Origin of the sequence: Roseomonas sp. FDAARGOS_362, from assembly GCF_002754815.1 — a bacterium.
In the GTDB taxonomy this organism is placed as follows: Bacteria; Pseudomonadota; Alphaproteobacteria; order Acetobacterales; family Acetobacteraceae; genus Roseomonas; species Roseomonas mucosa.
The window spans coordinates 1284341-1309488 of the sequence record NZ_CP024588.1; the positions used below are offsets into that span (position 1 = coordinate 1284341).

The window sequence follows — 25148 nt, forward strand, 5'->3', positions numbered from 1 at the left end:
CCGAACGGGCGGATGCCTCAGCCCACCGAGCCTTCGAGGCTGATCGCCAGCAGCTTCTGCGCCTCGACGGCGAATTCCATCGGCAGCTCCTTCAGCACCTCGCGGCAGAAGCCGTTCACGATGAGGCCCACCGCCTCCTCCTGGTTCAGCCCGCGCTGGCGGCAGTAGAAGAGCTGGTCCTCGGCGATGCGCGAGGTCGTCGCCTCGTGCTCCACCTTGGCCGAGATGCAGCGGTTCTCGATATACGGCACGGTGTGCGCGCCGCACTGGTCGCCGATCAGCAGGCTGTCGCACTGGGTGAAGTTGCGGGCGTTCTTCGCCTTCGGGCTGATCTTCACCAGGCCGCGATAGGTGTTCTGCCCCTGCCCGGCGCTGATGCCCTTGCTCACGATGGTGGACTTCGTGTTGGCGCCCAGATGGATCATCTTGGTGCCGGTATCGGCCTGCTGCCAGTTGTTGGTGATGGCGACCGAGTAGAACTCGCCCACGCTGTCGTCGCCCTGCAGGATGCAGGACGGGTACTTCCAGGTGATGGCCGAGCCCGTCTCCACCTGCGTCCAGCTCACCTTGGAGCGCTTGCCGCGGCAGGCGGCCCGCTTGGTGACGAAGTTGTAGATGCCGCCCTTGCCGTTCTCGTCGCCCGGATACCAGTTCTGCACCGTGGAGTACTTGATGGTGGCGTCGTCATGCGCCACCAGCTCCACCACCGCGGCATGGAGCTGGTTCTCGTCGCGCTGCGGCGCCGTGCAGCCCTCCAGGTAGGAGACCGTCGCGCCCTCGTCGGCGATGATCAGGGTCCGCTCGAACTGGCCCGTGCTCTTGGCGTTGATGCGGAAATAGGTGGACAGGTCCATCGGGCAGCGCACGCCCTTGGGGATGTAGACGAAGGACCCGTCGGTGAAGACCGCCGAGTTCAGCGCCGCGAAGAAGTTGTCCCCCGCCGGCACCACCGTCCCCAGGTACTGCCGCACCAGCTCCGGATGCTCGCGCACCGCCTCGGAGATGGAGCAGAAGATGATCCCGTCCTTCTCCAGCCGCGCCTTATAGGTGGTGGCCACGGACACGCTGTCGAAGACCGCGTCCACCGCCACCGGCACGCGCCCGTCGTCCCGCTCCGCATCGGCCGGCATCTCGCCCGCGCCCTCGACGCCCGCCAGGATCGCCTGCTCCTTCAGCGGGATGCCCAGCTTGGCATAGGTCTTCAGCAGCTCCGGATCGACCTCGTCCAGCGACTTCGGCGCGGCCTTCTGCTTCGGCGCGGCGTAGTAGTAGGCGTCCTGGTAGTCGATCGGCGGGTACTTCACCGCGGGCCAGCGCGGCTCCTCCATCTTCTTCCAGGCGGCGAAGGCCTTGAGGCGCCAGTCGAGCAGCCATTCCGGCTCACCCTTCCGGGCGGAAATGAAGCGGACGATATCCTCGTTCAGCCCCTTGGGGGCCATGTCCATCTCGATATCCGTCTCGAAGCCCCACTTGTAGGTGGAGTGGGTGACGGACTGGACAGCGTCGATCGTCTCGGAGACGGCGGGCATCTCGTTGTCCTCGCTCTTTCAGCTACTGCGCGGCGGCGGGCACCGGCAAAGCGGCGCGGCCATGCGATTGACAGGGATTGGCCGTCAGGTCGGCCAGGGACACCGAAGCCAGGGCGTCGCGGATCGCGTCGTTCACCGGGTTCCAGCGCCCGCGCACGGGGCAGAGCGCCTCGGCGTCGCAACTGTTGACGGAGGCGTCCACGCAGGCGGTCAGCGCGATCGGCCCATCCATGGCGACCACCACCTCGGCCAGGGAGATACGTGACAGGGGCCGTGCCAGGCGGTACCCACCGCGCGAGCCGCGCACCCCTTCCACGAGGCCCGCATGGCCCAGGGTCTTGAGTACCTTGGACACCGTCGGCTCGCCCAGGCCGGTGCCGGCGGCGAGCTCCGGGGCCGTGCGCAACCCGCCCTCCTGGCCCAGCCGGGCCAGCACGGCGATGGCGTAATCCGTCAGTTTCGACAACCGCAGCACGGCAGGACCTCCGGCAGGGAGCGGAATACTGGACCTCTGGGGTCCGGTATGGCCCAGATGCGAGCCGGACTGCCGTTTGTCAAGCACGCGCAATGGTTTGAGAGACGTTCGCAACTCGCCGGACGGCCGGAAAGGACCCGCCATGCGCGCCCGACGCCGCATTTCCTTCCCGCCATGCCGGTGCCAAGCTGGACCCATGATCGTCCAGGACAGAACCGGCCCCGAACGCAACAAGGACGCCGCCGCGCGCCCCGCCGATGCCGCCTCCCTCATCCTCTGGCGGCAGTCCCGGCAGGGGGTGGAAGTACTGATGGGCCTGCGCAGCCGTGCCCACCGCTTCATGCCCGGCGTGCTGGTCTTCCCGGGCGGCAGGCTGGACCCGGCGGACCGGCGAACCCCCGCCCTCACCCCCCTCGCCGCCCCGACCCGGCAGGCCCTGGAACGCCGCGCCACGCCCCGCACCGCCCATGGCCTGGCCATCGCCGCGGCGCGGGAACTGCGGGAGGAAACCGGCCTCCTCCTGGGCGAGGCCGCGCCGGACGGCACGCTGCGCCCGGACCTCGCGCCGCTCGGCTATCTCTGCCGGGCCGTCACGCCCCCCACCATGCCGATCCGCTTCAACGCGCGCTTCCTGCTCGCCCCCGCCGAGGCGGTGCGCGGCAGCCTCGCCGGCTCCGGTGAGCTGGAGGAACTCGGCTGGTATCCGGTGGAGGGCAGCCCCGGCCATGCCCTGGCCCCCATCACCGCCTGCGTGCTGCGGGAGTTCCGCGCCCTCCTCGCCCTGCCGCCCGGGGCACGGGACGACCGGCCGCTCTTCCGCTTCGCCGGCTTCGACACCCGGCTGCCGGAACGCACCAGGTCCCGCCGGTGACCATCGCGGAATAGGATTTTATTCTTGCAACCCTGAATTGCATCCGGTAACCTCCCCGTGAGAGAGATGGAACTCCGGAATGCCGGCGATCACGGAGAAAGAGCTGCACGCCGCCATGCGCGACCCGCGCTACACCCAGTCCGGTCACCCCGAGAGCCATGCCTTCCGCGCCTGGGTCGGCGAGGGCTGGCGCCAGCTCGTCGCCGCCAACGAGGCAGGCCGGGGCGACGGGCAGCGCAGCCAGGTCCGCGTCCGCCCCTACCAGTGCCAGCGCAACGGCCATGCGGAACAGGTCAGTGGCTACACCCAGTCCCGCGCCTCCGGCCGGGGCGAGGCGGCCCATGCCCCCAGCCCCGCCAACGATCCCCAACCCGCCGCCCCGGCAGCGCCCGCCAACGGCAACCAGCCGGAAAAGCGGGTGGTGATCTTCGTGGGCGGGGCGGGGGATAAGTCGCTGTCGGGGACTGTGGAGAGGTACCAGGCTACATTCACCGGGCGGCATCACGTCGGAAGCAAGTACTTCGCACACGATCAGGCGGATGAAATTCGGCGGTACATTGAGGGCCAGCCCTCTGGCACGAAAGTCTCCTTAATTGGCCACAGCTACGGTGGTGACACGGCCATCGAAGTGGCCGGCAAGCTGGCGCAGGAAGGCCATAAGATCGACACGCTGGTGACGGTCGATCCGGTGGGCAGCCGACGGAATTCGGCGGACTTCCTCATCTGGGCGAAACAAGGGGCAGACCGCTGGATCAATGTGAACGCGACGGGAGGAAGTGCGCTGGAATTCTCGAACGCCGTAGCGGGCCTCGGCGGTGCCTACAATGAGCGTCCGCAGCAGTACGCGGACGTCCACTTCAACGTTGCTGCAACCCATGGGAGCTTTCCTGCTCTGTTGGAAGGCCGGAATTCCGACGGGTATCGCGCGTTGGATGCGGCACTAGGCACTTGGTCCGCTCCCCGCGCGACGGGGAGCGCGCCGTGACCCGCTCCGCCCTCCGCCTCGCCGCCGCGCTCCTCCCGCTCACCCTGCCCGGCTGTGCCGTCTGGAGCTTCATGCTCGGCTCGCCACGCATCCACGACCTGCGCTTCGAGAGCATCGAGGTGACGGATCTCAGGGACCATCCGGAATTCTGGTCCGCATCGGATAGGCTGCCCTCGCAGCCCATGCCCACATTGCTCGTGCGCTTCTCCACAGCGCACGACCTGGCCGCGATTTATGCCGACGGCGGCCATACGATCTTCGCTGACCTGTCGATCTGCACGGAAGGCCGGTTCGACGAGAACCGGCTGCTCACGGGGGACACTTTCGTCTACGATGAGCAGGGTTACGTCATGAATACCCTGGGGCGCCCTCCTTCGCAGCAACGGCGCGCCGATGGCCTCATCGTGTCCTACTTCTTCCCCGACATCGTATCGCAGGCCGGGAAATACTCTGTCGGTTTGGAGCCCGACCCCCGCTACGTCACGCGCGACCTGCGCCGCGACCCGGCCGACCTCTGCTTCCACCTCCTTGGCGGCACGATGGCGTTCACCTCCTACACCTCCAACACCGCCATCATCCCGGCCGAGGCCCTGCGCGCCGCCTTCGCCCGCAGGCGCGTGCCGTGACCCCGCCCCGGCGCAATCCGCGCGACCTCCCGGAGAACGCGGCGCTCGGCCGCTGGCCCGCCACCGGGGCGAGGCCGTAGGCCGCCATGATCGCCCGCACGCTCCGCCTCGCCGCCGCGCTCCTCCCGCTCACCCTGCCCGGATGCGCCGTCTGGAGCTTCATGCTCGGCTCGCCACGCATCCACGACCTGCGCTTCGAGAGCATCGAGGTGACGGATTTCAGGGATCATCCGGAATTCTGGTCCGCATCGGATAGGCTGCCTTCGCAGCCTATGCCCACATTGCTCGTACGCTTCTCCACCGCGCACGACCTGGCGCGGGTCTATGCCAATGGTGGCCACACCATCTTGGCCGCCGTGTCGCTCTGCACCGACGCCCGGTTCGACGGGGATCGGCTGCTCACGGGCAGCCGCTCCGTTCGCACCGCGGCGGGAGACGTCATGACGGCAGGTCTGGACCCACCGCCACTGCCCCGGCGGGCCGATGGCCGCATCGTTTACAGCTTCTTCCCCGACATCGTGTCGCAGGCCGGGAAGTACAGAACCGGCGACATCCCTGACCCGGAATATGTCAGCCGCGACCTGCGCCACGACCCGGCTGATCTCTGCTTCCGCCTCCGGGGCGGCACGATGGCCTTCACCTCCTACACCTCCAGCACCGCCACCATCCCCGCCGAGGCCCTGCGCGCCGCCTTCGCCCGCGACACGCCCCCGGCCATACCCCCTGCCGCACCGGGAACCACGCCGTGATCCGCCCCGGCTCCCACCCGGCCCTTCCGCCCCACCCCGCTGCCGGCCCGGCTGGCCTCCCGCGCCGGATGCCCTATGGTGCGGCCACGATCCCCCGCCGGCCGGCCCACCAACCCGGGCGCGGGGCATTTGTCCGAAACCGTCCTCAGCAGGAAAACTGAACGCCATGGAAACACGCGCCGCGGTGGCCTGGGCCGCCGGAAAGCCCCTGACCATCGAGACCGTGCGGGTGGAAGGCCCGAAGCCCGGCGAGGTGCTGGTGGAGATCATGGCCACCGGCGTCTGCCACACCGACGCCTACACCCTTTCCGGCGCGGATTCGGAGGGCAAGTTCCCCGCCATCCTGGGGCATGAGGGCGCGGGCATCGTGCGCGAGGTCGGCGCCGGGGTCACCAGCGTGAAGGTGGGCGACCACGTCATTCCGCTCTACACGCCGGAATGCCGCAACTGTAAGTCCTGCCTGTCGCAGCGGACGAACCTCTGCACCGCCATCCGCTCGACCCAGGGCCAGGGCGTGATGCCCGACGGCACCAGCCGCTTCCATTGCGAGCCGGCGGGCGGCGCGCCGGCGAGGAGCCAGGCGAGCGGCGACACCGTCTTCCACTACATGGGCTGCTCGACCTTCGCGAACTTCACCGTGCTGCCGGAGATCGCGGTGGCCAAGGTCCGCGAGGACGCGCCCTTCGACAAGATCTGCTACATCGGCTGCGGCGTCACCACCGGCATCGGCGCGGTGATCAACACCGCCAAGGTCTGGCCCGGCGCCAATGTCGTGGTCTTCGGCCTGGGCGGCATCGGGCTGAACGTCATCCAGGGTGCGCGCATGGTGGGCGCCGACAGGATCGTCGGCGTGGACCTCAACCCCGCCAAGGTCGAGATGGCGAAGCGCTTCGGCATGACCGACTTCATCAATCCGACCGAGGTGGGCAACGACAAGGTGGTCCAGGCCATCCTCGACATCACCGGCGGCGGCGCGGATTTCTCCTTCGACTGCACGGGCAACGTGAACGTCATGCGGCAGGCGCTGGAATGCTGCCATCGCGGCTGGGGCGAGAGCATCGTCATCGGCGTGGCCGAGGCGGGCAAGGAGATCAGCACCCGCCCCTTCCAGCTCGTCACCGGCCGCGTCTGGAAGGGCTCGGCCTTCGGCGGCGCGCGCGGCCGCACCGACGTTCCGAAGATCGTGGACTGGTACATGGAGGGCAAGATCGAGATCGACAGCCTGATCACCCACACCATGCCGCTCGACCAGATCAACCACGCCTTCGACCTGATGCACGAGGGCAAGTCCATCCGCAGCGTCATCGTCTACTGATGGAGATCCTTTCCCGCACGCGGAGCTTCGGCGGCACGCAGCTTGTGTGCCGCCACGACAGCACGGTGACCGGCACGCCGATGCGCTTCGGCCTCTACCTGCCGCCGCGAGCCGGCGAGGCGGGGGCGAAGCTCCCCCTCCTCTGGTTCCTGTCCGGCCTCACCTGCACCGAGGCCAACTTCACCGAGAAGGCCGGCGCCCAGCGCCTCGCCGCCGAGCTCGGGCTGATCCTCGTGGTGCCCGATACCTCGCCGCGTGGCGAGGGCGTGGCCGACGACCCGGCCTATGACCTGGGCCAGGGCGCGGGCTTCTACCTCGACGCCACCGAGGCGCCCTGGGCGCCGCATTTCCGCATGGAAAGCTGGATCGCGAGCGAGCTGCCCGGGATCGTTTCGGCGGAGTTCCCGGCGGATATGGGGCGGCAGGCGGTCACCGGCCATTCCATGGGCGGCCATGGCGCGCTGACCCTGGCGCTGCGGCACCCCACGCGCTTCCGGTCGGTCTCCGCCTTCGCCCCGATCGTCTCGCCCCTGCGCTGCCCCTGGGGGGAGAAGGCGCTTACCGCCTATCTCGGCCCCGACCGCGCCACCTGGCGCGGCCACGACGCCACGGCCCTGATCGAGGACGGCGCCCGCCTGCCGGAGATCCTGGTGGACCAGGGCACGGCCGACCCCTTCCTGGAAAGCCAGCTCAAGCCGGACCTGCTGCGGGAGGCCTGCGGCAAGGCCGGCATCCCGCTGACCCTGCGGATGCAGGAGGGCTACGACCACTCCTACTACTTCATCAGCAGCTTCATGGACGACCATCTCCGCTGGCACGCGGAGCGCCTCGCGGCGGACTAGGCCGGCCGGCACCCGCGGCCGGAGCCCGGCCGCGGGCAGGGGTGCCCACTGCGGAGGCACCGCATGGCTGGCAGGCCCGGTGCGCTCCCGGTTTCCCGCCCGGCGGCTGTGGCCTTCCCCCACGCCGCAGGCGATAACCGAATTCCTTCCGACGCCGCCCCGCGCATGAGGACCTGATGAGCGCCGCCCTTTCCGATGCCATGACCGACCTCACCGAGACGCTGCCGGAGCGCGTCCGCGGCCTGGGCAGCAGCCAGATCGCCGAGGTGGCCGACCTCGCCCGCGAGGACCCCGCGGTCATCAAGCTCTGGATCGGCGAGGGCGACCTCCCCACCCCGGATTTCGTGACCGAGGCGGTGGTGCAGGCGCTGCGCGAGGGCCATACCCGCTACACCTATTCCCTGGGCCTGCCCCGGCTGCGCCAGGCGCTGGCCGACTACCACCGCCGCCACTGGGGGGTGGAGGTCGCGCCGTCGCGCTTCTCCGTGACCTCGGGCGGCATGAACGCGGTGATGCAGGCCTTCCAGGCGGTGCTGGAGCCGGGCGACGAGGTCGTCCATCCCTCCCCCGCCTGGCCGAACCTGCTGGAGGCCGCGCGCATCTGCGGCGGCGTGCCCGTGCCGGTCAGCTATCGCCGCAAGGCCGATGGCGGCTTCGTCCTGTCGCTGGAGGACCTCTTCGCGGCGGTGACGGCGCGCACGAAGGTCATCGTCATCAACTCGCCCTCCAACCCCACGGGCTGGGTGATGCCGCGCGCGGACATGGAAAGGCTGCTGGCCTTCGCCCGGGAGCGGGGGATCTGGATCCTCTCCGACGAGGTGTACAACCACTTCACCTACGGCAACGCCATCGCCCCCTCCTTCCTGGAGATCGCACGCCCCGACGACCGGCTGCTGGTGACCAACACCTTCAGCAAGAACTGGGCGATGACCGGCTGGCGCGCAGGCTGGGTGGTCTATCCGCAGGGGCTGGACGCCACCTTCGCCAAGCTGAACCAGTACAACACCACCTCGATCCCGACCTTCGTGCAGCACGCGGCGATCGTGGCGCTGGAACAGGGCGACGGCTTCATCCGCAAGATGGTCGGCCGCTGCGCCGAGAGCCGCCAGATCTTCGTGGACGGCCTGTCCCGCCTGCCCGGCGTGACGCTGAGCGTGCCGGATGGCGCCTTCTACCTGTTCTTCTTGGTGGAGGGGGAGAAGAGCGCCCTCGACCTCGCCAAGCGCGTGCTGCGCGAGGCCAGGGTGGGCCTGGCGCCCGGCACCGCCTTCGGCCCGGCGGGCCAGGGCTGCCTGCGCCTCTGCTTCGCCATCTCGCCCGAACTGGCGCGCGAGGCGATGGCGCGGCTGGAGGGCTTCTTCACCCGCCGCTGAGGCGCCGGAACAGGCCGGGGCGCGCCAGCCCGCCGGGCGGCGCGGCCCGGCCGCCGCGCGCCGCCCCTGGGCACGGGTGGTGCCGGGCGGGCGGGCGTGGGCAGTGAGACACGGACTGGGGGGCACGGCCGGATGGCCGCACCCCGGTACGGGCCTGGCCTGGGGAGGCGCTCAATCCTCCTCGTATTCCTCGTCCTCGTCATCCTCGACCAGCGGCACGAGGAACATGATGACCGGCCCGTCATCCTCCTCGTCCTCCTCGTCCTCTTCCTCCAGCTCCACCTGGCGGAACTCGGCGATCTCCTCCTCGGTGGCCGCGCGCCACTTCAGCGGGGCCTCGCCGTCCCAGAGGGGGCCGTCCTCGCTTTCCAGGTCCAGAAGGTCGTCGCGGAACTCCTTGCCCTCGAAGATCTCGCGGGCCTCGTCTTCCCCCGCGTCGGTGATGGCAACCGGCTTGCCGCCGATCTCAAGCGTGAACATGGCTGGTTCCTTGCCTCCGGCAGCGCATTGCCGCTCCCGGTAGTTTCGATCGGGCCGCGGCGATTCCAAGGGGAGCCGCCGCGATCTGTCCCGGCAAGCGGAGCGGGGCTTGCGCCCCCCGCTCTAGCCGCAGGCGCCGCCGCGGGAAATGGCGACGGCACCGATTCGTGGGAATGTCACCGGCTCCCTGCCCGGCGGCAAGCCCTTTCCTGTCCCCGTGGGCCGGGCGGGCCGGTCAGCCGGGCGTGGCACGGAAGCCACCGCCCTCCCGCCGCGCCCGTCCCTCCGCCACCAGCTTCAGCAGGTGCGCGAGCAGGCTGCGTGCCGCCCCGCGCACGAGGCGCGGGTCCAGCGACGGTCCATAGACCGGCGGCACCAGATCCTCCGCGCTCGCCGTGCCCGCCGCGCGCAGCGCCGCCAGCACCTTCGCCTCGCGTGCCTCCCGGTGCCGGATCAGCGCGGCGAGGAAGGGCCTGGGCTGCGGCAGGACGGGGCCATGGCCGGGCAGCATCAGCCGGTCGTCCCGTGCCGCGATCCGGGCCAGGGAACGCATGTAGTCCGCCATGTCGCCGTCCGGCGGCGAGACGACGCTGGTGGACCAGGACATGGCGAGGTCGGCACTGAAGAGCAGCCCCGGCCCCTCCGTCACGAAGCAGAGATGGTTGGCGCAATGTCCCGGCGTGTGCAGGGCGCGCAGGCGCCAGCCCTCGCCTTCCACCGCGTCGCCCTCGGCCAGCAGCGCGTCCGGGCGGAAGCCGTGGTCCGCCCCCATCCCCCCGGCCTCCGGCGGGGTGGGATGCGCGCCAAAGGCCAGCACCGGCGCACCGGTCGCGGCGGCCAAGGCCGGGGCGCCTTCCGAATGGTCGAGATGCGTATGGGAAACGAGGATGCGGGCGATCCGCTCGCCCCGCGTGGCGCGCAGGATGGCCGCGCGATGCGCCGCATCCTCCGGTCCGGGGTCGAGCAGCGTGACCTCCCCCCGCCCGATCAGCCAGGTGTTGGTGCCGCGGAAGGTGAGCGGCCCGGCATTGCCGCAGAGGATGCGCCGCACCGCGGGCTGGCCGGGGGCCGGGGCGACGGCCTCCCGCGCCTCGCCGGGCGGCAGGTCGTCCCCGGTGAGGAAGGGGATGCTCATTCGCCGGCCACCGCCTCGCTGGGCTTGGCGCGGGGCTCGGCCACCGGCCCGGGCCTTGCGCGGCCCGGCAGGATGGCGAGGCCGGCACCCACGATGAGGAGCGCGCCCAGGATCATCACCAGCGAGGGGGCATCGCCGAAGACGGTCCAGCCGATGATCGTCGCCCAGATCAGCCCGCAATAGGTATAGGGGCCGAGCGCCGAGACCTGGGCGGAGGCGAAGGCTTCCGTCTGCAGCACCTGGGCCAGCCCGCCCAGCGTGCCGAGCAGGACCAGCAGGCCGAACTGCCCCCATGTCGGCGTCACCCAGACGAAGGGCAGCGCGCAGGTCATGATCCCCGTCATCAGGATGGCCTGCCAGAGCGTGATGGTGGAGCTGCTCTCGGTGGCGGAAAGCTGGCGGATCTGGAGCGTGGTCAGCGCCGAGACCAGCCCCTGCGTCACCGCCGCCACATAGGCCCAGCCGGGGGCGCTGCCGCCGCCCAGCCCGCCCTGCCCCAGCGCCACCGTCACGACGCCGAGAAAGCCGACCAGCACCGCCAGCCAGCGCCGCCGGTCCGGCTGCTCGCCCAGGAAGGGGATGGCCAGGATCGTGATGAAGAGCGGCTGCGTGTAGCCCAGCACCTGCTGCTCCGCGAGCGGCAGCACGCTCACCGCCAGGAAGGACAGGCTCATCGCCACCAGCCCGGTGCTGGCCCGGACCACATGGCCGCCGAAGCGCCGCGTGCGCAGCGTGATCGTGCCGCGCGAGGCGATCAGCAGCACCATCGGCAGCGAGAACAGGTTGCGGAAGAACATCAGCTCGGGAACCGGGATGGTGCTGCCGAGCTGCTTCACCAGCGCGTTCATCAGCTGCCAGATCAGCCCGGCCGCGACGATCAGCAGGGCCCCGCGCCGCAGGTCGTGCCTCATGCCGCCGTCCTCGCCGCCAGGCGCGCCGGGGCGGCGGCACCCTTGCCGTCCGCCCGGCTTTCCATCCGCCGCTTCTCCCGCGCCCGGATGCGCTCCCGGTGCAGGTTGTACAGGCCGGCGCAAACCACCACGCCGGCGCCGGCGAAGGTCGTCCAGGCGGGCATGTCGCCCCAGATCACGAAGCCCAGTGCGGTGCCCCAGAGGATCGGGGTGTATTCCAGCGGCGCCAGCGTCGCGACCGGCGCGATCGCATAGCCCCGGGCCAGCAGGTAGTGCGCCAGCCCATGCGCCAGCCCGCACATCGCCACCAGCGCCAGGGCGAAGAGCGAGGGCCATTCCTCCGGCAACGGGAAGAAGGGCAGCATCAGCAGCCCGGCCGGAAGCTGCCCGAACATCAGCCAGAAGGTGATGGTGGTCGGCTTGTCCGTGCGCGCCAGGACACGGGTCCAGATCCGCGTCATCGCCAGCATGGCGACCGCGACCAGGATCAGCACGGTGTTCAGCCCCCAGAGCGCGCCGCCCGGCTGGAACATGAACAGCACGCCGAGGAAGCCGATGCCCGTGCTCGTCCAGCGCCGCCAGCCCACCGTCTCCCCCAGCATGGGGATGGCGAGCAGGGTGAGCATCAGCGGCGCGGTGGCGGCCACCGCGTAGGTGTCCCCCAGGGCCAGGCCGTGCCGCCAGGCGATGTAGTAGAGCGCCGTCGCCACGACGTTCAGCAGCCCGCGCCAGAAGATCAGGCGTCCGTTCACCGGCCAGATCCGCCCCGGCCCGCCGGGACGGCAGACGCCGGCCATGAGCCCCACGGCGAGCGTGCCGAACAGCCCGCGCCAGATCATGGCGCCCGCGGTGCCGAGCTCGGGCAGCGCCCATTTCATCGAGGCGTCGGAGAGGGAGAAGACAAGGTAGCTCAGGGCGACGAAGCCGATCCCCCGAACGGCGTCGTCGATGGGCGTTGTCACGCCGGCCTTGCTGCTGGACACGAAATCACTCCCCCTTCCCGGCGCTGTGGCCGGTGATTTCTTTCAGGGTGGTATTTTGTAGGACGAGTTCGCGCCGCAGGGCATGTGCGGGACACGCTGATCTGCCCCGCGCGGCGCCGAAAATCCCCGCACTGTGTCCTGGCGCACCGTTCCCCCGCCCGTTTCCTGGCCGCCGCTGCCTCCCGGACAGGCAGGCGGCGTCGCGGCGGGGTTCCGCGCGCGCCGCGCCGCCTCAGTTGTCCCGGACATAGAGGCGGTAGCCCTCGATCTCGCCCTCCTGGTGGTAGTGCCGCCAGGTCGCGGCGAAGAGCGGGTGGCGGGAGAAGTATTCGGCGAAGTCGAATTCCCGCCCGCACCAGGGAATGCCCGGGTTGCGGTCGATCAGCACCGCGGCCGGGGGCGCCTTCGCGAAATCCTCCGCCACGGTGCGGTAGACGAAGAATTCCGCCCGGCTCATCTCCCAGGGCTGGCGGTAGCGTTCGCCGCTGTCCGGGCAGGTCCGGTACACGCCCTGCAGCAGCCACATGTTCATGGTGCGCAGCGTGGACTGCACATGCGCATAGTTCAGCGCCGGATAGACCGGATAGATGTCGGGGCTGATGATCAGCAGCCGCTCGCCATAGGCCTCGTGCTTGAGCCAGGCGGTCAGCCGCCCGGCCTTGCTGTCCTCGAAGCCGATCTCGCGGAAGGGCGCCTCGCCGCCGCGCAGGGCGAAGAGGGCGAGTCCCGCCGTGGCCAGCAGCGCCAGCCCGGGCGCCGCCCGCCGCGCCGTGGCCAGCGGCAGGACGAAATCCGCCGCGCGCGCCGCCAGCAGCCCGGCCAGCACGCCGCCCAGCATCAGCACCGGCGCGACATGGTAGGTCCAGCCCTTGTGCTGCACCCAGGCGGACAGGAAGGCGCCCAGCGCCGCCGCCGCCAGCACCCGCGCCAGGGGGCCGCCCGTGGCGCGGAAGGCGAGCGGCAGCAGCACCAGCAGCAGGGCCGCCGCGACGGCGAGGTTGGGCGTGAACAGCACCGCCCAGGCGCTCTGCCCGCCGAGATCCAGGTAGTACTGCCAGACCAGCGGCACGACATAGCCGAGATAGGCCGGGAAGATCAGCGGGATGGCCGCGAGATAGGCCAGCCAGACCGCGGCCATCGCCCAGGGCGCCGGGTCCCGCAGGGCGCGGCGCGGCCCGCGACGCAGCAGCACCAGCGCCTCCACCAGCAGGGGCACGGCCAGGAAATGCGGCTTCAGCGCGAAGCCCAGCGCGGCAAGCAGCGTGGTGCCGAGCCAGAGCCCGCGCGCGGTGCGCCGCCCCTCCATCCGGCGCGCGGCCAGCAGCGCATAGGGCAGCGCCGCCGTGCCCATCAGAACCTCCCGCTGCCCGAAGTCGTAGCCGATCACCAGCATCGCCAGCGGCAACAGCCCGGTCAGCACCGCCGCCTCCACCGTGCCCTCGGCCCGCCCCTCGCGCAGCCGCAGGCAGAGCCACAGGCTCAGCCCGGCCAGGGCGAGCAGGCAGAGCTGCAGCGCCTGCACCCCGTCCAGCGGCGTCCAGGCCGCGATCGCCGCCGGGACCAGGTTCAGCGAGAAGATCAGCGGCGGGTTGACGTCGATCAGGTCCACATAGAGCCGCTCCCCGGCGAACCAGCGCTCGGAGAAGTTCAGCACCGCCGCCACGTCGTGGTTCAGGGGCGGCGACAGCACCGCGAGCAGGAAGAGCAGCGCGGGCAGATGCACCGCCAGGCGCAGCAGCCGTGCCCGCAGGCGCGCGGCGGCCGGGGAGGCGGTGGAAGAAAGGCCGCCCGTCTTGGGCGCGGCGCCCGTGACAGCCCCCGTCATGGCGCCTGTCATGGCCTCCGCCATGGTCCGGGCCAGGGCATGGGCCTTGGGAGAGGGCGGCGGGGCGCCGGAAGGAAGTCCTGGGGCGTAGCCCGGTGCGGCCGGGCCGTTCTGGTGTGGAGGCGGTTTCATCGTCCGGCGGAACAGGAAGCGGGGGCGGTCACATCCGCGGGAGAATTCCTGGCAGACGAATGCGGCGCTGGCGAGGCGGGACCGCCTTGTGGCAGCCGCGGCCCCGGCGAATAATCCGCGCCGTGGAGCCCACCGAATACACGCTGATGGACGAGGCCGAGGAAGGCATGTGGTGGTACCGCGCCATCCATGCCCGGCTGGCCCATGCCCTGGCCGCCCTGCCGCCCGGCGCCCGCGTGCTGGATGCCGGCTGCGGCACGGGCGGCTTCCTGCGGCGGCTGGAGGGCACGCTGCCCCGGCTGCGGCGCACCGGGCTGGAATACGACGCCGCCGCCGCCCAAAGAGCCGCCGCCAAGTCCGGCGCCGCCGTGGCCTGCGGCGACGTCAACCGCCTGCCCTTCGCCGATGGCAGCTTCGACGCCGTGGTGTCGGTGGACGTGCTTTGCCACCGGGGCGTGGCCGAGTCCCTGGCCCTGGCCGAGTTCCACCGCGTCCTGGCGCCGGGCGGCCGGGTGATCCTGAACCTGCCGGCCTTCGAGTGGCTGCGTTCGGCCCATGACACGCGGGTCCACAACGCCCGCCGCTACACCGCGCCCGCCGCCCGGCGCCTGCTGGCCGGGGCGGGTTTCGGCGCCATCGAGACGCGCTACTGGAACAGCCTGCTGCTGCCGCTGATGGTGGCGCAGCGGAAGATCCTGTCGCGGGGCGAGGATGCCCCCAGCGATGTCGCGCCCTTTCCGCCCTGGCTGGATGCCGCGCTGACGGCCGTGGACCGCGCCGAGCGGCGCCTCCTCGCCGCCGGGGCCCGCTTTCCCGCCGGGGGTTCCGTGCTGGCGGTGGCCGCGCGGCCCTGAAGGGGTCTTCCGGCCCGCCGCGTCATCCTGTCACTTGCGCCGGTGCCACACGCGGTGGTTGATATCGCCCACGGCTTGCACCCGCGCCCCACCGGGATTCCGCGCTGCACCGGCCGGCACAGCGGGGACAGGCTTGAGATTCCTCTTTCTGGGCAGCACCTTCCGGGCGCTCGACAACCTCGCCCCCGCCATGGCGGTGTTGCGCGCGGGTGGCCATGCCTGCCGCAGCCTGCTCTATCCCCTGCCCGGCGATGCCTCGCGCGACCGCTTCGCCGGCTGGCCGGAAGGCACGCACCGGGTGCTGGAACATGCCGCCGGAACCGTGGCGGAATACGCCGACCACGCCCGCTCGCCCGGCTTCCTGGAGGAGGTCGCGGCGGAGATCGAGGACTTCCGGCCCACCGCCTTCGTGCTGGCGGTGAACACCCTGCCCTTCGCCCGGCTCCGCGCGGACCTGCGGGAACGCCTGCCGCGCGCGCCTCTCTGGGTCGGCGTCCAGCACGGGCTGGTGCAGCGCTGGGAGGAGATGAACCGGCACGACACCTGCGATGCCTTTCTGGCCTTCGGCCCGCGCGACCTGGGGCGGCTGGCGCCCTGGCTGCGCGCCCGCGCGCGGGTGGCCGGCCTGCCGAAGCTGGACCGGCTGGCGGAACAGCCCGTCACCGACCAGGGCTTCCTGCTCTATGTCGCCGATGCGCGCCCCACCGCCGTGGAGGCGGTGAACCGGCTGCTGACCGTGCTGGAGGCCCGGCTGGAGCGTCCCGTTCTGGTGCGCGACCATCCCGCCCGCCCGGGCCTCTACCGCCCCGGGGCCAGCCTGCCGCGCGACCCGGGCTTGCAGGCACTGGTCGAGGCCGGGGACCCGATCCCGGCCCTGGCGGCCTGCTCGGCGGTGCTGACCAACTATTCCACCCTGGGGCTGGAGGCCCTGGCCCTGGGCAAGCCGCTGGTCTCGCTGCCGCTGGACGATGCCCTCGAAGCCTTCCGGGGCATCCCCGGCCTCGCCGCCTCGCTGGAGCCGGAGGCCGTGCTCGACGCGCTCCGCCGGGCACGGGAGGATGGCGCGGCGGTGGACCGGTTCCTGGAGGATGCCGCCGGTGGCCGCGCGCCGCATCATGCGCTCCGCATGGCGCGAATGCTGGAAAGCCTGGCGCGGGCGCACCGGCGCCGTGCCGGGAGGCCCGCGCCGGACCGGCGCCCCGCCGCCCGGCTGCCCCTCCGCCTCGGCGTGGAGTCGACCGCCTATCCGGCGGAGGGACGGCTGGCGCTGCGGGGCTTCGTCGCGGCGGACCCGCCGGTCACCCGGATTCGCCTGCGCCAGGGCGGGGAGCCGCTGGGCGAGGCCGAGGTGACCGGCCGCCGCCCGGATCTGGCGGATGCCTTCGCCGATTACGGGCGCATCGCGGTCGGCTGGCAGTTGGACTGCCCGCTGCCCCGGACCCCCGGGCTGCTGGAGGCCGAGTTTCTCGACGGGACGGGACCCCGCGGCACCCGGACCCTGCACCCCCGCGTGGCGGTTGCCGCTGCGCGGTGAGACCTGCCGCATCTTTCCGGATGGGCTGTCGCAGATCCGGAGCGCGACGGTCATTTTTTGGCCTAAAGAGAGCGCCATCATCCACCCTGGCCGCCCATTCCCGGGCTGCCATCTCCAGGCCGCGTTCCGCCGGCGAGAAGGACGACCCCGTCATGTTCCCCCTGCCCTCCGCACCGGCCGTGGCCCCGGCCCTGGATGGCTTCCAAGGCCTCAGCATCGTCGTTCCCGTCTATCGCGGCGCGGCCACGGTGGGCCGGCTGGTGGAGGCGCTGTCCGCCCTGCGCCCCGCCGGCGGCATCGAGATCATCCTGGTGAACGACGGCAGCCCGGACAATTCCGGCGATGTCTGCCGGCGCCTGGTGGAGACGGCCACGGTGCCGCTCACCTATATCGAGCACTCCCGCAACTTCGGCGAGCATAACGCGGTCATGAGCGGATTGCGCCGGACCCGCGGCAGCTACGTCATCACCATGGATGACGACCTGCAGAACCCGCCGGAGGAGGTCGTGCGGCTCTACGACCACGCCCGGCTCGGCGGCTGGGACGTGGTCTACACGCGCTATGCCGAGAAGAAGCACGAGGCCTGGCGCAACATCGGCTCGCGCTTCGCCAACAAGGTGGCCGACAGCCTGCTGGACAAGCCGGCCGGGCTCTATCTCTCCTCCTTCCGCTGCATGTCCGCCCTCGTGGTGGAGAACATCACCCGCTACACCGGCCCCTATCCCTATATCGACGGGCTGATCATGCAGGTGACGCAGCGGATCGATTCCATCGAGGTCCGCCACCTCGCCCGCGCCGAGGGCCGCTCCAACTACACGCTGCGCCGGCTGGTCCGGCTCTGGCTGAACCTCGCCACCTCCTTCTCGGTGAAGCCGCTGCGCATGGCCGGGCTGGCCGGCATCGCCATGGGCCTGCTGGGCCTGCTCGGCGTCTGCTGGGTGGTGGCCGAGACCTTCGTCCACGGCATGCCCTCGGGCTGGCCCTCGCTGATGGTGGTCACGCTGCTGATCGCGGGCGTGCAGTTCGTCATCCTGGGCGTGCTGGGCGAGTATGTCGGCCGCGCCTTCCTGTCCGCCAACGGCAAGCCGCAGGGCGTGGTGCGGGAGGAGCTGCGGGCCAGGCCGGAGATGCCGCCCCAGGAGCACGGCGCGGCGGCCGTTCTGCGGGATGGTGCCGAAGTCCGATGATGCCTTCCTGGATCGCGCTCGCCGCGGCGATCGCCACCTCGCTGTTCGGCCAGGTCCTGCTCAAGGCGGGAACGCTGGGCGAGGGCGGCTTCCTCACCCAGCTCTTCCGCTGGCAGACCATCATCGGCCTCGGCGCCTATGGCGGCGCGGCGCTGCTCTACATCGTGGCGCTGCGCAAGCTGCCGATGAGCGTGGCGCTGCCCTGCACCGCCGTCTCCTATGTCGCGGTCGCGGCCATCGGGCACTTCGCCTTCGGCGAGATGCTGGGCCCGGCCAAGGTGGCGGCGCTGGGGCTGATCTGCGCCGGGGTCGCCCTGCTGGCCGTGGCCTGAGCCGTGGCGCGGCGGCTGGCCGGGGCGGCGGGGCGTTTCGCCTTCCCCTGGGCGGGGGCGGCCCTGCTCGGCCTTTCCGCCTGCGCCGCCGGGCCGGCACCCGCCTGCCCCGCCGGGATGCGGGCCGCCATGGTGGCGGAGCTGTTCCTCGGCCGGAACCGCGCGGGCGCCCCGCCGGTGGGCGAGGCGGAATGGGACGCTTTCCTCGCCAGCGAGGCGACGCCGCGCTTTCCGGACGGTCTGACCGTGCTGGACGCCGCCGGGCAGTGGCGCGGGGCGGATGGCCGGGTGGAGCGGGAGGCGTCGAAGCTCCTGGTCGTCGTGCTGCCCGGTGTCACCGCCGGGGAGGCCCGCGCCCGCCTGGACCCCCTGGCGGAAGCCTATCGCCTGCGGTTCCGGCAGGAGTCCGTGCTGCGGCTGCTCGGCCCGGGATGCGCGGGGTTCTGATCCCGTCAGCCCTTCCCCGCCGGGTCGCGCGGATAGACCCGGCTGTCATAGGGCGCCGGGTGGAAGGCCGGATCGAAGAGGCAGGTCTCCGGATAGGCCTTGCGGTAGCCCTCGCAGGACGCCGCGATGGCCGCCGGCTCCGGTGGCTGCTTCGTGTCCACCCACCGCGACAGGGCCGCGAAGGCCGCCGCGTATTCCGGCGTGTGCAGCTTGCTGTGGACATGCTCCCGCGTGAAGGTCTGCACCAGCAGCGCCGCCGTGCCCGCCTTCTCCCGCACCGCGCGGTAATGGCTCTCGTGCTCGACAAAGGCGGTGGGGTCGTCGATCGCGTGCAGGGTCAGGGTCGGGATCGTGACCTTGCCGGTGAGGTCGCTGTCCTCCGCCAGCTCCGCCACCGCCTGCGGATCGGCCTGCAGCCGCGCCACGCCCGCGTTCAGCGCCGCGTCGTCGGCGGAACCCGTGTAGCGCACGCCCTCGTTGCCGAAGGGGCTGCGGCCGCCCAGCCGCTCCGCCACGATGTCGCGGTACAGGAAGGTCGCCCAGTTCATGTGCGAGACCAGCGTGCGCTCCGGCACCCGCGTCACCGCGGTGATCGCGGCCAGATTCCGCGCCTGCTCCGGGCTGCGCTCGGCCGCGGGCTTTCCGGCGCCGGTGCAAGCCTCCACCCGTTCCGCCAGTTCCTTGCCCGTCATCCGCTGCCCGGCGGGCAGGCCGATGTTCAGCGGATACTGCGGCTCGTCCGGCCCCGGATGGTTGTGGCAGTAGTACTGGTACACGGCGCGCAGGTCGGTGCGGTAGCCATAGCCCTCCGTGCCGCCCGCCAGCACGCCGCTGGTCAGCAGCGCCCCGTCATAGCTGTCGGGGTAGAGCTCGATCGCCTTGGCCGCGACATTGCCGCCCCAGGACTGGCCATGAATGAAGGTGCGCTTCGGCTTCGCCACCTCGGCCACGAAGAGCTTGCGGAGGTTTTCCGTATCCTCCGCCGCCATGCGCACGCCATAGCCGCCACGGCGGTAGCTGCTGCCCGCCCAGGCATAGCCCTCCGACACGGTGACGGCGAAGCGCTGGAGGTCCTCCACCGGATCGTCCGGCTTCGGCGCGCCGAGGCGGGGCCCGCCATGGCTGTGCACCACCAGCGTTCCGTTCCAGTCCTTCGGCACCGCGATCCAATAATAGGCACCGTTGCCGTCGCGCCCGCGCCGGCATTCCGTGCCGGCAGGCAGCCCGTCGGGGCAGGCAACGCCTTCCGGTGCGGCCTGCGCCGGCCTGCCGAGCGTCAAGAGCATTGTCAGCAGGCCGCTCCCCACCAGCAGCGTCTTGGAACAGCGCATGGCTCTCCCTCCTCATTGTTGCCGGGAGGCTAGAGCAGGTCGCAACCCGGCGAAATCGGGCGGGCCGGTAAAAGCGCTGTCGTGTTCAACCACTCGGATCAAGGTGAACGCTTCATTCCGAAGGCCACTCACTACAACCATAAGGGGAATAGTATATCTATTACGCCCATCTGGAAGGGAATGAGTGGCTTGATCCGGTGGCCCGCCTGCCTTGCGCTTCTCCTCCTTGGTGGCTGCGCGAGCCGATCTCTCCCTTTGCCGCCGCATTGGGCCGGATCGGCACCACAGGGTCCGGCGCAGACTGAGGCGCCGCGAGCGGCCCTCGGTTCGGGCCTCCGCCCCAGCGCCGAGGAACTGGCGCCCGGCGAAGCCGACCGAGCCCTGATGCTCCTTGCCCGTGCGACCGGGGACGGGCGCAGCGCGCGCAGTCCGGTGACCGTACCGAACCTGATCCTGGCCTACCTCATGGTCCGCGACTCCGGCCTGCACTTCGAGCGGCACCGCATCGAGCGGAAGGAGGGCGGTATCCTCGACGTGATCGAAGCCAGCGATCGTGCGACCGGCCAGCCCAGGCCCATCTTCTTCAGGACGGAACCGAAAACGCCGGAAGAGATCACGGCTACGCGGGCCTTGCGCTCGATCATGACGTCCGGCGATGGACGCAGCCCGCGCACCGCCTTAGCGGTGCCGGGGGTGCGCACGGAATACGCCATCCTCTTCATGCTCGGCCTGCAACGAAGCCAGCAGGTCCTGATGCCGCAGGATGGCGCATACTATGACCGTCTTACGGTGATCGACCCGGCCGATGGCACGGTGCGGGAAATGTATTTCCGCCTTCCCGGGGCCCCGGGCCTTTCAGTCAGAAGTCTCTGACGCCGCCTCAGCAGGGCTCCGCCACGAAGGTCTGGCTGGGGCGCACGAACTCGTCCTGCGCCGCCACGGTCAGGATCTCGCGCGACCCCGCCTCGGCCGTCCGCCGCAGCAGCCCGTGGATCGAGGAGGCGGCGGAGGAGACCGCCACCCGCACATCGCCCCAGCGCAGCCGGTGGAACAGGAACAGCGCCGCGATGGCATCGCCCGCGCCATTGACCGAGATCGGCAGCAGCGGCGTGCGGACCCGCCAGAACTGCCCCCCCTCCGCCGCCAGCATCTCGATGGCATCGGCCGGGGTGTCCTCCACGCGCAGGGAGGTCACCAGCACGCAGCGCGGCCCGCTTTCCTGCAAGGCGCGCACGGCCGCCTTCGCCTCGGCCAGCGTGCCGACGGCGCGGCCGGTCAGCCATTCCAGCTCGAACTGGTTGGGGGTGGCGATGTCGGCGGCGGGCATGGCCCGGTCGCGCATGAACTCCGGGATGCCGGGGCGGACGAAGACGCCGCGCCCGACATCGCCGATCACCGGGTCGCAGCAATAGACCGCCTGCGGGTTGGCCGCCCGCACCCGCGCCACCGCCTCCAGGATCGCCTCGCCGATCGCCGCATCGCCCATGTAGCCGGACAGCACCGCGTCGCAGGTGCCGAGCACGCCGCGCTCCTCGATCCCCGTCACCAGCTCGCGGATCAGCTCCGCCCCGAAGACCTGGCCGCGCCAGGCGCCGTAGCCGGTGTGGTTGGAGAACTGCACGGTGTTGAGCGCCCAGACCTCGGCGCCCAGCCGCTGCAGCGGAAACACGGCGGAGGCATTGCCGACATGGCCATAGGCGACCCAGGACTGGATGGAGAGGATGTTCATCGCGGCTTCACCAAGGAGAGACGATCGCACATCCCCGGTTTGGGCGCGGCGCGGGCCGGGGGCAAGGCCATCCGGGCCGGGGCCCCGCGCGCGCGATACGGCCGGGAGCGGCGGATACGCCCTTGGCGGTTGCGCCGCCGGGGCGCGGCGGCTAGAAGCCGCGTTTCCGCGCGCCCGGTCGGCATCGGGCGGCCACTAGACACGAGACCCCCGATGAAGCCCGACATCCATCCCGACTACCACGAGATCACGGTCATCATGACCGACGGCAGCACCTTCAAGACCCGCTCCTGCATGGGCAAGGAAGGCGACACGCTGCGTCTGGACATCGATCCGAAGTCCCATCCGGCCTGGACCGGCCAGCAGCGCGTGATCGACACGGGCGGGCAGATCGCCAAGTTCAACAAGAAGTTCGCCGGCATCGGCGCCCGCAAGAAGGGCTGATCCTCCGGCCCCGGCCGGGGCATGGGCGCTTTCCGGGCCTCGCGGGCTTTCCCGCGGGGCCTTTCGCGTTTCCGGCAGGTCCGCAGGCGTGGCGGCCGGAACCTTTTTCCCGCCGGCCAGGGGCCTTGAACGCGCTGTTTCCCCTCCCAATCTCCCCGCTGCCAGCGATGCCCGATCGGGGTCGCCGGCGCGGCAACGGCCAGCACATCGCCCCTGGTGGGATGTCCTCCGGCCCCTCTGCCGCCCCGAAACTGGACCTTGCTTGGCTTGAGGAGGTTCTCGTGAACGCTTTCGACCTTTCCCCCCTTCTTCGCACCGCCATCGGCTTCGACCGCATGGCCCGGCTGGTGGACACCGCCCGCGCCGCCGCGGACGGCCCCGCCTATCCGCCCTATAATATCGAACGCGTGTCGGACGACGCCTATGTGCTGACGATGGCCGTGGCGGGCTTCGGCCCCGACGACATCGAGATCACGGCGCAGGACAACGTCCTCGTGGTATCCGGCAAGGCGGCGCAGGACGACGCGCAGCGCCGCTACCTGCATCGCGGCATCGCCGGCCGCGCCTTCGAGCGCCGCTTCGTGCTCGCGGACCATATCCAGGTCCAGGGCGCCGACATGGAGAACGGCCTCCTGCACGTCTCCCTGAAGCGCGAGGTGCCCGAGGCGCTGAAGCCCCGCCGCATCGCCATCGGGACGGCCGCGCCGCGCGCCGCCCTGGAAGTGGCGAACGAATCGGGCAAGGGCCAGCCCAGGGCCGCCTGACGCCCGCAGCCCCCGGGGCCGGTTCTTCCGGCCCGGGGCGATCCGGCGGGCTCCCTTTCCGGGACCGACGGGCTGGCGGAGCGATCCGCCGGCCCTTTTTCGTGCGCCCCCCCGTGGCGCCACGGGCCGGCGGCATCCCCGCCTGTCCGACTCTTTTGATCGGGATTGGCCCAGCGGGGTTTTGACCCGGCCCGGGCCTCTCACTATAGGAGGCGCCGACCTGCCGCAGCGGGCCGCTCCCCTTCGCTCCCGATGGGTTCATCCTTTCCGCGGGGCTTTTCCCAGGGTGGCCCCCTAGCGTTCTTTGCCCGACGCTCCTTTTCCGGGGGCCAGGCCCCTGTCCAGAGGTTACGCTCCGATGTCCAGCCCCCTGATGCCCAAGGCCACCGCCGTGTGGCTGATCGACAAGACCTCCCTCACTTTCGAGCAGGTGGCCGATTTCGTCGGCATGCATCCGCTGGAGGTGCAGGCGATCGCCGATGGCGAGGTGGCGCAGGGCATCGTGGGCTATGACCCGGTCGCCAACGGCCAGCTGACGCGCGAGGAGATCGCGCGCTGCGAGGCTGATTCCAAGGCGCGGCTGAAGCTGCTGGCCAGCCCGATCCCGGTGCCCAAGAAGCGCGGCAAGGGCGCCCGCTACATCCCCGTCTCCAAGCGCACCGACCGGCCGGACGGCATCCTGTGGCTGCTCCGCAACCACCCCGAGCTGACCGACACCCAGATCGAGAAGCTGCTGGCCACCACCAAGGAAACCATCGCCAAGGTGCGCGACCGCACCCATGCGAACTCCGCCAACATCAAGCCGCGCGATCCGGTGATCCTGGGCCTCTGCACCCAGTCGGAGCTGAACGCCGCCGTGGCCGCCGCCGCCGACCGTGCCCCCGGTGCGGCCCCGGCGATGATGCCACTGGCCGATGACGAGGCCGAAGCCGAGGGCAACTACTGAGGCGGAGGCCCGGCCTCCCCTTTCCCGCCGCACTTCCGGAGGCCGGCGCCGCGAAGCGCCGCCTCGCGGCAGGCGGCGCTTGAGTTCCGGCCCGTTCGGGCCGGCGCTCCGCCTGGCGTCGGTCCGTGCCTCCGCCGGCCGGTGGCCCCGGCGCGCGGAAGGCCTCCGGGGCTACGCCGCCCGGCCGTTCGGCCCATCCCTGCCGTCCTGAAGACGGGTCAGCAGGGCCAGCACCGCCGCCTCCTCCGGCCGCAGGTCCTCGATCCGGTCCCTCAGCTCCTGGCCCGCCTCCTCTGCCACCTCCAGGATCAGGTTGCCGGCGAGGTAGCCGTCCAGCAGGTCCGGGTGGACGTAGCATTTGCGGCACACGGTCGGCGTGTTGCCCAGGCGCCTGGCGACCCGCTCGATGGCCGCGCGGATGTTGCGCCGGCCCACCGCCTGGCTGTCGAAGCGCTCGAACTCCCGCAGGGCCAGCGCCGCCATCACCGTTCCAGCCCAGGTGCGGAAGTCCTTGGCCGTGATGTCCCGCCCGGTGATCTCCCGCAGGTAGTCGTTCACATCCTCGGACCGGATGGCATGTGCCTCCCCGTCCTCGTCCCGGTAGGCGAAGAGTTCCTGCCCCGGCAGATCCTGGCAGGCCCGGATCACCCGCGCGATCCGCCGGTCCCGCAGTCCGAGCTGCCAACGCTTGCCGCTCTTGCCCTTGAAGTCGAAGCGGATCTCGCCGCCGTCCAGCCTGACATGCCGGTTCCGCAGCGTGGTCAGGCCATAGGAGCCGTTCTGCGCGGCATAGTCCTCGTTGCCGACACGGATCAGCGTGTCCTCCAGCAGCCGCGTCACGGTCGCCAGCACCTTCTCCCTCGGCAGGCCCTTGCGCGCCATGTCCGACGCCACCCGCTTCCGGATCTCCGGCAGGCAGGCAGCGAACTCCATCATGTGCCCGTATTTCGCCGCATCCCGCGCTTCCCGCCATCCGGGGTGGTAGCGGTACTGCTTGCGGCCCCGCTCATCCCGGCCCGTGGCCTGGAGATGCCCGTTCGCCAGCGGGCAGATCCAGACGTCGCGATAGGCGGGCGGAATGGCCAGCGAACGGATGCGGGTGAGTTCCGCCTTGTCGCGCAGCGGATGCCCGTCCGGATCGCGATAGGCGAAGCCGCTGCCCGCCCGCCGCCGCGTGATCCCCGGCCCCTCGTCGGACACATAGCGCAGCCCCGCCGCCCGGGCGGCCCGCTTCAGCTCCGGCGGTGTCCCACCAGGGGTCGCACCTTGGGGGGTCGCACCTTGGGGGGTCGCACCTTGGGGGGTCGCGCCTCGGGGGCCTGGGTCACGGGCGGCGATGTCGAGGGGCA

At 71.2% G+C, this 25148-nt stretch carries 26 protein-coding genes; 16 read left to right on the forward strand and 10 right to left on the reverse strand.

Annotated features, from left to right (window positions below; genetic code table 11):
• Window positions 1–17: 17 nt before the first annotated feature.
• Window positions 18–1529 carry a Fe-S cluster assembly protein SufB gene (gene sufB / locus CTJ15_RS10820; protein WP_027297225.1) on the reverse strand — a complete coding sequence of 504 codons (1512 nt, stop codon included), beginning with the start codon at window positions 1527–1529 and terminating at the stop codon, window positions 18–20.
• Window positions 1530–1551: 22 nt separating this feature from the next.
• A complete protein-coding gene (locus tag CTJ15_RS10825) occupies window positions 1552–2004 on the reverse strand; it encodes an SUF system Fe-S cluster assembly regulator (protein ID WP_026033487.1) in 453 nt (150 codons plus the stop codon).
• A gap of 196 nt (window positions 2005–2200) precedes the next feature.
• Between CTJ15_RS10825 and CTJ15_RS10830 the strand changes: the two genes are divergently transcribed.
• The 7 genes from CTJ15_RS10830 (at window position 2201) to CTJ15_RS10860 (ending at window position 8765) form a co-directional block, all read left to right on the forward strand.
• Window positions 2201–2875 carry an NUDIX domain-containing protein gene (locus tag CTJ15_RS10830; RefSeq protein WP_075821729.1) on the forward strand — a complete coding sequence of 225 codons (675 nt, stop codon included), beginning with the start codon at window positions 2201–2203 and terminating at the stop codon, window positions 2873–2875.
• Window positions 2876–2954: 79 nt separating this feature from the next.
• Window positions 2955–3860 (forward strand): hypothetical protein, encoded by a 906-nt coding sequence (locus tag CTJ15_RS10835; protein WP_075821730.1) that lies wholly within the window; start codon window positions 2955–2957, stop codon window positions 3858–3860.
• Window positions 3857–4486: a hypothetical protein gene (locus CTJ15_RS10840; protein WP_115359341.1), complete on the forward strand. Its 630-nt coding sequence runs from the start codon at window positions 3857–3859 to the stop codon at window positions 4484–4486. The genes CTJ15_RS10835 and CTJ15_RS10840 overlap by 4 nt, the downstream gene beginning before the upstream one ends.
• 86 nt (window positions 4487–4572) lie before the next feature.
• A complete protein-coding gene (locus CTJ15_RS25025; protein ID WP_075821731.1) occupies window positions 4573–5235 on the forward strand; it encodes a hypothetical protein in 663 nt (220 codons plus the stop codon).
• A gap of 166 nt (window positions 5236–5401) precedes the next feature.
• Window positions 5402–6550 (forward strand): S-(hydroxymethyl)glutathione dehydrogenase/class III alcohol dehydrogenase, encoded by a 1149-nt coding sequence (locus CTJ15_RS10850; RefSeq protein WP_019459507.1) that lies wholly within the window; start codon window positions 5402–5404, stop codon window positions 6548–6550.
• The gene (gene fghA, locus CTJ15_RS10855) at window positions 6550–7392 is read left to right on the forward strand and encodes an S-formylglutathione hydrolase (protein ID WP_058389387.1); all 843 of its coding nucleotides are present in this window, start codon (window positions 6550–6552) and stop codon (window positions 7390–7392) included. Before CTJ15_RS10850 ends, fghA begins: the two co-directional genes overlap by 1 nt.
• A 176-nt stretch (window positions 7393–7568) precedes the next feature.
• Entirely contained in the window at window positions 7569–8765 is a 1197-nt protein-coding gene (locus CTJ15_RS10860) for a pyridoxal phosphate-dependent aminotransferase (protein WP_058389388.1), read from the forward strand.
• 171 nt (window positions 8766–8936) lie between these two features.
• On the opposite strand, the gene CTJ15_RS10865 is transcribed toward CTJ15_RS10860, so the two are convergent.
• From CTJ15_RS10865 to CTJ15_RS10885, 5 genes are all read right to left on the reverse strand, one after another.
• Window positions 8937–9245, reverse strand: a complete 309-nt coding sequence (locus CTJ15_RS10865) for a hypothetical protein (protein WP_019459510.1) — start codon at window positions 9243–9245, stop codon at window positions 8937–8939.
• Window positions 9246–9480: 235 nt separating this feature from the next.
• Entirely contained in the window at window positions 9481–10380 is a 900-nt protein-coding gene (locus CTJ15_RS10870; protein ID WP_058389389.1) for an MBL fold metallo-hydrolase, read from the reverse strand.
• Window positions 10377–11291, reverse strand: a complete 915-nt coding sequence (locus tag CTJ15_RS10875; protein WP_019459512.1) for a DMT family transporter — start codon at window positions 11289–11291, stop codon at window positions 10377–10379. The genes CTJ15_RS10870 and CTJ15_RS10875 overlap by 4 nt, the downstream gene beginning before the upstream one ends.
• Window positions 11288–12274, reverse strand: coding sequence for a DMT family transporter (locus CTJ15_RS10880; protein ID WP_019459513.1), 987 nt, complete (start codon window positions 12272–12274; stop codon window positions 11288–11290). Before CTJ15_RS10880 ends, CTJ15_RS10875 begins: the two co-directional genes overlap by 4 nt.
• A 232-nt stretch (window positions 12275–12506) precedes the next feature.
• The gene (locus tag CTJ15_RS10885; protein WP_226946107.1) at window positions 12507–14099 is read right to left on the reverse strand and encodes a hypothetical protein; all 1593 of its coding nucleotides are present in this window, start codon (window positions 14097–14099) and stop codon (window positions 12507–12509) included.
• Between the two features lie 254 nt (window positions 14100–14353).
• Between CTJ15_RS10885 and CTJ15_RS10890 the strand changes: the two genes are divergently transcribed.
• The 5 genes from CTJ15_RS10890 to CTJ15_RS10910 all read left to right on the forward strand — a co-directional run bounded on the left by CTJ15_RS10890 (window position 14354) and on the right by CTJ15_RS10910 (window position 18585).
• Window positions 14354–15085, forward strand: a complete 732-nt coding sequence (locus CTJ15_RS10890; RefSeq protein WP_058389391.1) for a bifunctional 2-polyprenyl-6-hydroxyphenol methylase/3-demethylubiquinol 3-O-methyltransferase UbiG — start codon at window positions 14354–14356, stop codon at window positions 15083–15085.
• Window positions 15086–15218: 133 nt separating this feature from the next.
• Window positions 15219–16619 (forward strand): hypothetical protein, encoded by a 1401-nt coding sequence (locus CTJ15_RS10895; protein ID WP_058389392.1) that lies wholly within the window; start codon window positions 15219–15221, stop codon window positions 16617–16619.
• A 152-nt stretch (window positions 16620–16771) separates the two neighbouring features.
• Window positions 16772–17806: a glycosyltransferase family 2 protein gene (locus CTJ15_RS10900; RefSeq protein ID WP_019459517.1), complete on the forward strand. Its 1035-nt coding sequence runs from the start codon at window positions 16772–16774 to the stop codon at window positions 17804–17806.
• Entirely contained in the window at window positions 17806–18138 is a 333-nt protein-coding gene (locus tag CTJ15_RS10905) for a multidrug efflux SMR transporter (RefSeq protein ID WP_099782137.1), read from the forward strand. Before CTJ15_RS10900 ends, CTJ15_RS10905 begins: the two co-directional genes overlap by 1 nt.
• A gap of 3 nt (window positions 18139–18141) precedes the next feature.
• Window positions 18142–18585, forward strand: coding sequence for a DUF3574 domain-containing protein (locus tag CTJ15_RS10910; RefSeq protein WP_058389393.1), 444 nt, complete (start codon window positions 18142–18144; stop codon window positions 18583–18585).
• A 5-nt stretch (window positions 18586–18590) separates the two neighbouring features.
• On the opposite strand, the gene CTJ15_RS10915 is transcribed toward CTJ15_RS10910, so the two are convergent.
• Window positions 18591–19916, reverse strand: coding sequence for a S9 family peptidase (locus CTJ15_RS10915; RefSeq protein WP_076970196.1), 1326 nt, complete (start codon window positions 19914–19916; stop codon window positions 18591–18593).
• 384 nt (window positions 19917–20300) lie between these two features.
• Between CTJ15_RS10915 and CTJ15_RS10920 the strand changes: the two genes are divergently transcribed.
• Complete coding sequence (locus CTJ15_RS10920; protein WP_058389394.1) at window positions 20301–20789, forward strand: hypothetical protein; 489 nt, start codon at window positions 20301–20303, stop codon at window positions 20787–20789.
• Between the two features lie 7 nt (window positions 20790–20796).
• Here CTJ15_RS10920 and pdxY read toward each other — a convergent pair whose 3' ends face one another.
• Complete coding sequence (pdxY, locus tag CTJ15_RS10925) at window positions 20797–21645, reverse strand: pyridoxal kinase PdxY (protein ID WP_019459522.1); 849 nt, start codon at window positions 21643–21645, stop codon at window positions 20797–20799.
• Between the two features lie 213 nt (window positions 21646–21858).
• Here pdxY and rpmE point away from each other — a divergent pair, with 213 nt between their 5' ends.
• From rpmE to CTJ15_RS10940, 3 genes are all read left to right on the forward strand, one after another.
• The gene (gene rpmE, locus CTJ15_RS10930) at window positions 21859–22089 is read left to right on the forward strand and encodes a 50S ribosomal protein L31 (RefSeq protein ID WP_019459523.1); all 231 of its coding nucleotides are present in this window, start codon (window positions 21859–21861) and stop codon (window positions 22087–22089) included.
• 281 nt (window positions 22090–22370) lie between these two features.
• Complete coding sequence (locus tag CTJ15_RS10935; RefSeq protein WP_058389395.1) at window positions 22371–22853, forward strand: Hsp20 family protein; 483 nt, start codon at window positions 22371–22373, stop codon at window positions 22851–22853.
• 358 nt (window positions 22854–23211) lie between these two features.
• The gene (locus CTJ15_RS10940; protein WP_058389396.1) at window positions 23212–23799 is read left to right on the forward strand and encodes a DUF1013 domain-containing protein; all 588 of its coding nucleotides are present in this window, start codon (window positions 23212–23214) and stop codon (window positions 23797–23799) included.
• Window positions 23800–23970: 171 nt separating this feature from the next.
• On the opposite strand, the gene CTJ15_RS10945 is transcribed toward CTJ15_RS10940, so the two are convergent.
• Complete coding sequence (locus tag CTJ15_RS10945) at window positions 23971–24999, reverse strand: DNA topoisomerase IB (protein ID WP_076970199.1); 1029 nt, start codon at window positions 24997–24999, stop codon at window positions 23971–23973.
• Between the last annotated feature and the right edge of the window lie 149 nt (window positions 25000–25148).